Origin of the sequence: Neobacillus sp. YIM B06451 (assembly GCF_032667185.1) — a bacterium.
Classification (GTDB): domain Bacteria; phylum Bacillota; class Bacilli; order Bacillales; family Cytobacillaceae; genus Bacillus_D.
Window position 1 is genome coordinate 18,226 of record NZ_JAVFKJ010000025.1, and the last position, 10,702, is coordinate 28,927.

The window sequence follows — 10,702 nt, forward strand, 5'->3', positions numbered from 1 at the left end:
TTTGCCTCCCTAGTGTTTAAAATGCCGTACGCCCGTAAATACCATTGCGATTCCGTATTCATCAGCTTTTTTAATTGAGTCCTCATCGCGGACCGATCCCCCCGGCTGTATAATGGCCGTTATCCCCGCGCGGGCCGCCGCTTCCACTGTATCGTCCATGGGGAAAAAGGCATCCGAGGCCATGGCTGCTCCTGCTGCCCGCTCACCCGCCTGCTCAAGGGCGATTTTCGCGGCTCCAATCCGGTTCATTTGGCCTGCTCCTACTCCAACAGTCCGAGTCCCGTCTGCAACGACAATCGCATTTGATTTAACATGCTTAACGACTTTCCATCCGAGCTTCAAAGCTTTCCATTCTTCCTCACTAGGCCGCCGCTTCGTCGGAATCACGATTTTGGCATCCTCTAGAGAAAGGAGGTCGGGATCCTGGACAAGCAGGCCGCCTTCAATAGAGATGAGGTTTTTTTCCGTATTGCTTCCTCCCCTGTCCGTAACGGTTAAAAGGCGGAGATTTTTTTTCTTTTGCAATACGAGAAGCGCTTCGTCCGTAAACGATGGTGCGATGATAATTTCGAGGAAAATGTCATACAGCTTCTCCGCTGCGCTGCCGTCAACTTCCCTGTTAAATGCGACTATACCGCCAAAAATGGAAACCGGGTCAGCCTCATATGCTTGCAAAAAGGCTGCAAGGGCTGTTTCACCTGTCCCTACTCCGCACGGATTCATATGTTTGACCGCCACGGCCGCCGGCTCTATAAATTCCCTCACAAGCTGAAGCGCCGCATTGGCATCATTGATATTGTTATAGGACAATTCTTTTCCGTGAAGCTGGATTGCTTCGGCAATTGAACCGCCTACCCCTAGTGGATTTTTGTAAAAAGCGGCCCGCTGGTGCGGGTTTTCGCCATAACGGAGCCTGTCCTTCAATTCATAAGTAACAGTCAGGCTTTCAGGGGAATCCTCTCCGGCCAGATCCGTCAAATAGGAGGCAATAAGGGCGTCGTAGGCAGCTGTATGGCGGAATACCTTAGCGGCAAGCCTTCTCCTTGTCAACCCGTCAACTTCACCTGTATCCTTCAGCTGGCGCAATACCTCATCATAATCGTCCGGATCGATAACTACGGTTACGTCCTGATGGTTTTTCGCCGCAGCCCTGAGCATTGATGGGCCGCCTATATCAATATTTTCGATGGCATCCTCTACTGTGGTGCCGGGTTTTGAGATAGTCTCACGGAATGGGTAAAGGTTAACGCAAACAATCCCAATTGGCTCAATGCCGTGCTCTTCAAGTTGCAGCCTATGTGACGGATTATCCAATTTTGCCAAGAGCCCGCCATGGATTTTTGGATTAAGGGTTTTGACCCGTCCCTCAAGAATCTCCGGAAATCCTGTAACATCACTAACACCAGTGACCTGGATGCCAGCTTGTTCTAGAGCGCGCTTTGTTCCGCCTGTAGAAACGATTTCGTAGCCCAATTTTGAGAGCCCCGCGGCAAATTCCACAACGCCATGTTTATTTGAAACGGAGATTAATGCCCGCTTTTGTGCCATTTTCGTTTTCCCCCTGCGTTTTTAGTAACGTTTGGAGCACAGCCGGGTATAGCCTGTGCTCCACTTCCTGTATTTTCGCCTGCAGGCTTTCGTGTGTTTCACCTGCGGCAATTGGTACTTCAACCTGGCTGATTGCCGGTCCGGTGTCCATTCCTTCATCAACATAATGGACTGTCACGCCTGTTCTCGTTGCACCCGCGGCAAGCGCCTGGCCGATAGCATCCTTTCCAGGATAGGCCGGAAGAAGCGATGGATGGATATTCACAATTCTGCCCCCATAGGCTGATAAAAGGACTGGGCCGAGCAGCCGCATATAGCCGGCAAGGACTATCCAATCAATGCTCGCTTCGGACAATTTTTCAGAAATGAGATTCTCATACGCTTCCTTTCCCGAAAACTCCTTTGGGTTGAATACGAGAGTTTCAATACCCGCCGACCTTGCCCTTTCCACTGCAAATGCACCAGGCCGGTCACAAACGAGCAGGCGGATGTTTGCTTTAAGCCTGCCGTTCCCCACAGCCTCAAGGATTGCCTGAAAGTTGGAGCCATTTCCGGACGCAAATACTGCGACATTTTTCATGAAATCCGAATCCCTTCCCCATCTGCCACATGGCCGATAATGGATGCCCGCTCACCGCTTGCTTCCAGATGCCTGATCAGCGCCGGAGCAGACGCTTCATCAATCGCGATCACCATGCCGATGCCCATATTGAAGACATGGTACATTTCTTCCCGGTCAAGGTTCCCAAGCTGTTCGAGCATTGAAAAGACTGGAGGAACCTCCCATGTACCTACGGAAATTTCAGCACCAAGGCCTTCTGGCAGCATTCTCGGGATATTTTCATGGAAACCGCCCCCGGTAATATGGGACATTCCTTTAATCGGGAATTGTTTCAATGATGATAAAACAGGTTTTACATAAATTTTCGTCGGCTTCAGCATTTCCTCGCCAAGAGTGCAGCCGAATTCCGGAATGTATTCATCGACATCCAGGCCTGCCTTTTCAAAAAAAACCTTCCTTGCAAGCGAGAAGCCATTGCTATGGAGCCCGCTTGACGCCAAACCGACGAGCACATCCCCCTCACGTATGCCGCTTCCGTCAATGATAGCCGCCTTTTCACATGCCCCAACCGCAAAACCAGCAAGGTCATATTCTTCAGGCGCATACATGCCAGGCATCTCGGCTGTTTCACCGCCAATCAATGCGCACCCTGCCTGTTCGCATCCATCGGCAACCCCTTTTACAATCGCTTCAATCCTGTCCGGGTCCGCTTTTCCGCAACCGATATAATCAAGGAAGTAAAGCGGCTCCGCGCCCTGGACAACAATATCATTAACGCACATTGCGACCGCATCGATCCCGATTGTGTCATGCCGGCCCGTCTTAAAGGCAATCATAAGTTTTGTCCCAACTCCGTCCGTACCCGATATGAGGACCGGCTCTTTTAGATTCAAGGCTGATAAATCAAACATCGCCCCAAATCCTCCTAGCCCTCCCATCACTCCCGGCCGGGCTGTTTTTCTGACATGGCGTTTCATCTTTTCCACCGCTTCATAGCCGGCTTCTATATTGACGCCTGCTTCCTTGTACGCTTTTGACATGGCGTTCTCCCTTCCACATCCTTCGTCCGTCTATCCCGAAGTTATTTTTGGTAGTAGTATTGGAGTGAATCTGGATACAGTTCAGTCGGATATTCACCCGTGAAGCAAGCAAGGCACTGTCCGCAGTTTTTCCATGTATTCGGACGGCCTATCGCCTCGAGCATCCCTTCAGTACTAAGGAATGTCAGCGAGTCTGCGCCAATCAGCTGCCTGATTTCCTCTGGCGTATGGCCATGAGCAATCAATTCTTCCTTTGTCGACGTATCAATTCCGTAAAAACATGGATACTTAATGGGCGGTGAGCTGATAACAACATGCACTTCAAGCGCGCCAGCGGCCTTTAGCATAGAGACAATCCGCTTGCTCGTCGTTCCTCGGACGATTGAATCGTCGACCATGATCACCCGTTTCCCTTCCACAACGCCCCTTACCGCGGATAGCTTCATTTTTACCCCCTGCTCCCTAAGAGTTTGGGAAGGCTGAATGAAGGTTCTTCCGACATAACGATTCTTGATGAGGCCAAGTTCATAAGGGATGCCGGATGCCTCCGCATAGCCAATGGCCGTCGAAACGCCCGAATCTGGGACCGCGGTCACAACATCCGCTTCGATTCCCGCCTCCATGGCAAGCCGTTTCCCGAGATTTTTACGCGCGGTATGGACATTGATTCCTTGAAGGTTGCTGTCGGGACGGGAAAAATAAATGTATTCCATCGTACAGATGGCCTCATCCCTGCTTTCCGTGAAGAATTCCGAATGCAAACCATTGTCGTTGATGATTAATAGTTCACCAGGCAGAATATCGCGGATAAATTCCGCGCCTATGGCATCAAACGCGCATGTTTCTGATGCAGCAACGAAGGCGTCGCCGAGCTTCCCAAGTGAAAGCGGCCTTAAGCCCTGCGGATCAAGTGCAATCATTAATTCATTTTCTGTTAAAATGACATAGGCAAAGGCGCCTTCAATTTGCTTAAGCGCACTTTTGACACGATCCTTCAAAAGCCAGCCGCTATTCCTTCTAATTAAATGCGCCAGCACTTCAGTATCCGAACTCGTCTGGAAGATGCTCCCCTGCTGCTCAAGAATTGACTTAATCAGGTTGGCGTTGACAAGGTTGCCGTTATGGGCGAGCGCCATACTCCCTGTTTGTGAGTGGAAGAGAAGGGGCTGGACATTTTCATATCCGCCCCCGCCTGCTGTCGCATACCGTACATGCCCAATTGCAGCATTCCCAATCAATTTAGAGAGAACCTGTTCATTGTACATCTCGGAAACAAGCCCTTCCCCTTTATGCCCGGAGAGCTGTTTTCCATCAGATGTAATGATTCCAGTGCCTTCCTGCCCCCTATGCTGAAGGCTATGAAGCCCGTAATACGTAATCCTTGCCGCATCCTCATGTCCCCAAACAGCAAATATTCCACATTCCTCGTTCAAGCCTCTTAGTTCAGCAAGCATGGAATGGCTCCTCTCCAGGCACTTTCCAAACGTTCTACTTTTTCATCGACAACTGCTTCGCCATTTACTGAAATGTGTAAAACAGGTTCATCGGTAACCTGGCCAATCAGCCTGGCTCCAGTCAATGTTTCGAACAGCTCCTGGTTTTCTTTTTTCACAGTTATAAGGAATCTGGATTGTGTTTCGCTAAAGAGAGCTGACACCGGATTTCCTTCCAGTGCCACCGCGGCACCAAGGCCACTAGTTCCAAACACACACTCGGCTAGCGCGACCGCAAGGCCACCTTCCGACAGGTCATGCGCGGATTGGACGAGCCCGGCCCGAATTGCTTCTAGGACCGACTTTTGGTGTTTCACTTCTGTTTCAAGGTTAAGTTCCGGGCATTTTCCAAAAATGTCGCCGTGAATGAGCTTCTGCAGTTCGGAACCTCCGAATTCATCCTTCGTCTCACCAAGCAAATAAATGAGGTCTCCATTTTCCTTGAATGCCTGGGTCGTAATATGGCTGATATCCGAAATCAATCCGACCATGCCAATAACAGGCGTCGGATAAATTGCTTTTCCATTCGTCTCGTTGTATAGCGATACATTCCCGCCGATGACTGGCGCATTCAATGCAATGCACGCCGCACTGATCCCGTCCGCGGCTTTCTCCATCTGCCAGAAAATTTCCGGCTTTTCCGGGCTGCCGAAGTTCAGGTTGTCGGTAATCGCGATTGGCTCGGCACCCGAACAAACAACATTTCTGGCCGCCTCCGATACAGCAATTCTTCCCCCTGTTTCCGGATCAAGATAGAGGTAGCGTGAATTGCAATCCGTCGTCATCGCCAATGCTTTCTTTGTACCTCGTATCCTGATGACCGCGGCATCAGACCCCGGAGCCACGACTGTGTTAGTCCGGACCATATAATCGTACTGGTTATAGACCCATTCTTTTGAAGCGATGGTCGACTGCTTCAGCAGGCGGATTAACGTATCTTCATAGTTATCCACCTTAGGGGCCGCATGATCCATTGCCTGGAATTCACGGAAATAAGCTGGTTCAGCGGAAGGCTTATGGTAGACCGGCGCATCAAGCGCCAACGCATCAACCGGCACATCGGCCGCAACCTCGCCGTTATGCATCAGCTTCAGCTTTTTCTCTTCCGTAACAACCCCAACCGCAACTGCCTCTAGCTCATATTTTGAGAAAAGGTCGATGATTTCTTGTTCACGGCCCTTTTTAACAACAATCAGCATACGTTCCTGGGATTCCGATAGCATCATTTCATAAGCGGTCATGCCTGTTTCCCGCTGCGGTACGAGGTCAAGATTCATTTCAATCCCAAATCCCGCCTTGCTTGCCATTTCGGCGCTTGAACTCGTCAGCCCCGCGGCTCCCATATCCTGTATGCCGACAAGGGCATCCGATTTTACAAGCTCGAGGCACGCCTCAAGCAACAGCTTCTCCATGAATGGATCGCCAACCTGGACCGCAGGGCGGTTCTCTTCGGAATCATCCGTTAGTTCCTCGGAAGCAAAAGTTGCTCCATGAATACCATCCCGGCCCGTTTTCGCGCCAACATACATGACTGTGTTGCCAACACCGCTAGCCAACCCTTTTTTCATATCCTTGTGGTCGATTAGACCTACACACATCGCATTTACAATCGGATTGCCATCATAGGAAGCATCAAATTGGATTTCACCGCCGACTGTCGGAATTCCGATACAGTTTCCGTATCCGGCAATCCCCGCAACGACCTCTTTGAAAAGATAGCGGACGCGAGGTGAGGAATCGAGCTCGCCAAAGCGGAGTGAGTTCAAAAGGGCAACCGGCCTTGCACCCATCGAAAAAATATCTCGGATGATGCCGCCAACCCCGGTCGCAGCTCCCTGGTACGGTTCGATTGCAGATGGGTGATTGTGGCTCTCAATTTTAAAAACAACCGCCTGCCCATCGCCGATATCAACGACACCTGCCCCCTCGCCAGGGCCTTGCAGGACGCGTTCCCCTTTCGTTGGGAATTTTTTTAAAATCGGCTTAGAATTTTTATACGAACAATGCTCTGACCACATAACGGAAAACAGACCCGTTTCGGTATAATTCGGTAGGCGGCCGAGAATTTCTTCAATCTTCGTGAATTCTTCATCGGATAGGCCCATTTGGCTGTACAATCTGTCGGATTTGATTTGTTCCGGCGATGGTTCAAGCTTTAACAACATGTGAATCCCTCCATTGCTTCACGATCGATTGAAACAGCGCCAATCCATCAGCGCTGCCAAGCAGGCTGTCCACCGCCCGCTCAGGATGCGGCATCATCCCTAGAACATTCCCCTGTTCATTGATGATGCCAGCGATATTCTCAAGGCTGCCATTGATGTTTTCTGTATAGGTAAAAACAATCTGGTTATTGTCCTTTAGTTTCACAAGTGTTTCCGGGTCGCAGAAATAGTTCCCTTCCCCATGGGCAACCGGGATGGACAAAATTTGCCCGTTTTCATAACCGGCTGTAAAGAGTGTGTTGTTGTTTTCCACCGTGATTCTTGCCGGGGAGCAGACGAATTTCAGGCTATCATTCCTTCTGAGCGCTCCCGGCAGGAGGCCTGCTTCGAGTAGGATTTGGAACCCGTTGCAAACACCGAGGATTGGTTTTCCGGCTTCCGCCGCTTTGATGATTTCTCCCATGATCGAGCTAAACCGGGCAATCGCCCCGCAGCGCAAGTAATCGCCGTATGAAAACCCTCCCGGGAGAAGGATACCGTCAAAACCATCCAGGCTTGTTTCTGTATGCCATACATACTCAACCTCGGAACCAAGTTCATCCTTGATCGCATGGTACATATCAGCGTCGCAATTTGATCCAGGAAATACAATGACAGCGAATTTCATCGGATCACAGCCTCCTCAAGCTCATAGCGGTATTCCTCAATAACCGGGTTCGCCAACAGCTTTTCGCACGCCTCCCGTACAACCGTCTCGACATCCCTGCCAGCGGGATCAATCGACAATTCCATATATTTTCCGATTCTCACATCGGCGATTTCCTCATATCCAAGTGAATGCAGGGCATTTGAAACTGCCTTTCCCTGGGGATCCAGAACACTTTCCTTCAACGTGACAAACACTTTTACTTTGACCATGATTTAGCCTCCCAATCGGACCAATATTTTTTCGTACGCGTCGGTAATGCTGCCAAGATCTCGCCTGAACACATCTTTATCAAGTTTTTCATTTGTCTCCATATCCCAGAGACGGCATGTATCAGGGGAAATCTCATCCGCCAGCAGAAGTTGGCCGGAAGCGTCCTTGCCAAACTCAAGCTTGAAGTCAACGAGCCTGACTCCGAGCCCTTCAAAGAAGGAACTTAAGAACGAATTAACTTCAAGCGCCTTTTGTTTTAAAACTTCAATCTCACCTGGCGTTGCGGCCTGTAGCTCAAGGATATGGTCCTCTGTGATTAACGGGTCGCCAAGACTGTCGTCCTTGAAATAAAATTCGACTATCGGCTTTAGAAGCGGCCTGCCTTCCTTAAGCCCAAGGCGCTTCGCCATACTTCCCGCCGCAATATTCCGTACAACCACTTCAAGCGGAATGATCGTGACCTTTTTAACAAGCTGCTCCGTTGCAGAAACCTTTTCAACGAAATGGGACTCTATTCCGTGTTCATTAAGCTTTTTGAAAAGGAGGGAGCTGATTTCGTTATTGAGCTGGCCTTTACCGGCTATTTCAGCTTTCTTTTCCCCATTAAAAGCGGTAGCGGAGTCCTTGTAATCGACAAGGACTACTTGTTCGTCAGCCGTACTGTAAATCCGTTTTGCTTTCCCTTCATACAACAGTTCACCCATCTGTCCCGTCTCCTCTCATTTGCCAATTGCAGACATGGAATTCAATGTCCAAATCCCGGATTCTTCGATTTCCAATAGTGCCTGGTCTGCCGAATCGCGAATCAATGTTGCATGGCCCATTTTCCTGCCGGCCTTCGCTTCGTTTTTTCCGTAAAGATGAACGTTCCAATTTCGTAGTTCCGGAAGTTTTGCAAGAAGCGGCTCCTGGTGCTCACCAAGCACATTGACCATAACAACTGGGCGTAAAAGTTCTGTTTTTCCTAAAGGCAAATTGCAAACAGCCTTGATATGCTGGGCAAACTGGGAGGTTTCACAAGCTTCGATTGTAAAATGCCCTGAATTATGCGGCCTTGGCGCGATTTCGTTAATAAATATCGACCCATCCCCCATTAGGAACATTTCAACGGCAAGCGTTCCAACCATTTCCAAAGCGTCCGCCAGCCGGACTGCCAACTGCATCGCCTGTTCCCGGGCTTCATTGCCGATTCTGGCCGGTACAATTGTTTGATGGAGAATGTTGTTTTTATGAATATTTTCAGCAACCGGGAATACGGCCGTTTCTCCACTCGAATTCCTTGCTGCAATAACCGATATCTCCTTTTCGAATGAGACCCACTTTTCAACGACACATGATCCATGCTTAAGCAGTTCTGCCGCTGTTTCTATTTCTCTATCACTCTTTAAAACAAGTTGCCCTTTTCCGTCATAACCGCCTCTTGCTGTTTTTACGACACACGGGAAACCAATCTCCTTCACCGCTTCGGCAAGCTCGTTCGTTGTACTGGCTGATTTATAGGGTGCCACTGGCAACCCGGCTTCCATGATCGCGTTTTTTTCTTTAATCCTGTCTTTTGCTATACTGAGCAATTGAACTCCCTGGGGCACCCATGTTCGATTGGCTGCAAGCTCCAGTGCATTTTCATCAATATTTTCAAATTCAAATGTAACGACGTCGCAAATTGCCGCCAACTCTTCCATTGCTTGGCCGCTGTTGTAAGGCGCGATAATCTTATGGTCCGCAACCTGCCCGCACGGTGAATCCGGATTGGGATCAAGGACCGCTATCCTGTAACCCATCGCCTTTGCAGAAAGAGCCATCATCCTGCCTAGCTGCCCGCCGCCTATAATTCCAATTGTCTGGCCCGGCAAAATCACTTTCCTATTCAAGGTAGCCACTGCTTTCGATTGCTGCTTCCTCTGCAGCATTCCTCAATTTTTGGATTCTCTCGGCGAGCGTGCTATCTTTTGCCGCAAGTATTTGGGCTGCAAGAAGAGCCGCATTCTTCGCTCCGCTCTCCCCGATTGCAACAGTTGCAACAGGAACCCCTGCAGGCATTTGAACAATCGAAAGCAACGAATCAAGCCCATTCAGCGCCTTCGACTGAACTGGTACGCCAATAACAGGGACAATTGTTTTAGCTGCAACCATCCCGGGCAAATGGGCGGCTCCCCCAGCGCCGGCAATAATTACTTCCAGGCCGCGCTCCTTTGCTTCTTCCGCGAAACGAAACATTAAATCGGGTGTCCTATGGGCGGAAACAACCTTTTTTTCATAAGGAACCTCAAGGGTATCCAGCATCCCGCAGGCATGCTTCATCGTCTCCCAATCCGATTTGCTCCCCATAATGACAGCAACCTTCACATCCATCCAGCTCCACATCCTTCTCGGCAAAATAAAAAGCCCCGGCCAGAAAGCTTCTCCTTTTACAAGAGAAAGCAGTCTGACCAGGGCTATAGAAAGTCCTGATACAGTTGCAAAATAGAAGTATGGAAAAATAAAGACACCATACCCCTCAACCGCGCTACTTTCCCTCATAGTCCAGCGATTTACGGTCACCGGGTAGATACTTATGGGCCCTATTCCCATGATTATACGAGGGCATTGCTATTTCCTTTGTCGCTTCCATCATAACAGCTATGGAAATGCGAGTCAACAATAAACGAACATTAAAATAAGATATTTGTACATCGTTCGCCTTATTGGGTGCTTTTACTAATAGCTGAATGCTGAAATCAGATTCTTCACAAAATAAAGTAGTTTTATACGGATGGATTGATCCGAGCCATCCACCGATTATGCGACACCTTTTCGGTTTTCCAATCCTGGCTGTCCTTTAAACGGGGTTTATGGGATAGAAAAACGGGATTTCGGCAGTTTGTTTTCACTTATATGGTTTATCTGACAACCATTCCGGATTTCGACTCCTGACTGTCCGTTAAACCAGATTTTCAATGGCTGGCAGTTCATTCACATGTCTTAAACACACCAAA

At 49.3% G+C, this 10,702-nt stretch carries 10 protein-coding genes and 1 riboswitch; all 10 genes read right to left on the reverse strand.

Features of this window, described 5'->3' with window-relative positions:
• Nucleotides 1–9 precede the first annotated feature (9 nt).
• Genes purH through purE form a run of 10 tightly spaced genes read right to left on the reverse strand, consistent with a single transcriptional unit; the run spans nt 10 to nt 10,079 of the window.
• Complete coding sequence (gene purH / locus RB160_RS23535) at nt 10–1,548, reverse strand: bifunctional phosphoribosylaminoimidazolecarboxamide formyltransferase/IMP cyclohydrolase (RefSeq protein ID WP_316572890.1); 1,539 nt, start codon at nt 1,546–1,548, stop codon at nt 10–12.
• Nucleotides 1,511–2,128: a phosphoribosylglycinamide formyltransferase gene (purN, locus tag RB160_RS23540; RefSeq protein WP_316572891.1), complete on the reverse strand. Its 618-nt coding sequence runs from the start codon at nt 2,126–2,128 to the stop codon at nt 1,511–1,513. Before purN ends, purH begins: the two co-directional genes overlap by 38 nt.
• A complete protein-coding gene (gene purM / locus RB160_RS23545; RefSeq protein ID WP_316572892.1) occupies nt 2,125–3,150 on the reverse strand; it encodes a phosphoribosylformylglycinamidine cyclo-ligase in 1,026 nt (341 codons plus the stop codon). The genes purN and purM overlap by 4 nt, the downstream gene beginning before the upstream one ends.
• Before the next feature lie 41 nt (nt 3,151–3,191).
• Nucleotides 3,192–4,604 (reverse strand): amidophosphoribosyltransferase, encoded by a 1,413-nt coding sequence (gene purF / locus RB160_RS23550; RefSeq protein WP_316572893.1) that lies wholly within the window; start codon nt 4,602–4,604, stop codon nt 3,192–3,194.
• Nucleotides 4,589–6,808: a phosphoribosylformylglycinamidine synthase subunit PurL gene (gene purL / locus RB160_RS23555; protein WP_316572894.1), complete on the reverse strand. Its 2,220-nt coding sequence runs from the start codon at nt 6,806–6,808 to the stop codon at nt 4,589–4,591. The genes purF and purL overlap by 16 nt, the downstream gene beginning before the upstream one ends.
• Complete coding sequence (gene purQ, locus RB160_RS23560; RefSeq protein ID WP_316572895.1) at nt 6,792–7,475, reverse strand: phosphoribosylformylglycinamidine synthase subunit PurQ; 684 nt, start codon at nt 7,473–7,475, stop codon at nt 6,792–6,794. The genes purL and purQ overlap by 17 nt, the downstream gene beginning before the upstream one ends.
• Nucleotides 7,472–7,726: a phosphoribosylformylglycinamidine synthase subunit PurS gene (gene purS / locus RB160_RS23565; RefSeq protein ID WP_316572896.1), complete on the reverse strand. Its 255-nt coding sequence runs from the start codon at nt 7,724–7,726 to the stop codon at nt 7,472–7,474. The genes purQ and purS overlap by 4 nt, the downstream gene beginning before the upstream one ends.
• A 3-nt stretch (nt 7,727–7,729) precedes the next feature.
• A complete protein-coding gene (purC, locus tag RB160_RS23570) occupies nt 7,730–8,431 on the reverse strand; it encodes a phosphoribosylaminoimidazolesuccinocarboxamide synthase (RefSeq protein WP_316572897.1) in 702 nt (233 codons plus the stop codon).
• Nucleotides 8,432–8,446: 15 nt separating this feature from the next.
• Nucleotides 8,447–9,598, reverse strand: a complete 1,152-nt coding sequence (gene purK, locus RB160_RS23575) for a 5-(carboxyamino)imidazole ribonucleotide synthase (protein WP_316572898.1) — start codon at nt 9,596–9,598, stop codon at nt 8,447–8,449.
• Complete coding sequence (gene purE, locus RB160_RS23580; RefSeq protein ID WP_316572899.1) at nt 9,591–10,079, reverse strand: 5-(carboxyamino)imidazole ribonucleotide mutase; 489 nt, start codon at nt 10,077–10,079, stop codon at nt 9,591–9,593. The genes purK and purE overlap by 8 nt, the downstream gene beginning before the upstream one ends.
• 147 nt (nt 10,080–10,226) lie before the next feature.
• A riboswitch (purine riboswitch) is annotated at nt 10,227–10,328 on the reverse strand.
• Nucleotides 10,329–10,702: the final 374 nt, after the last annotated feature.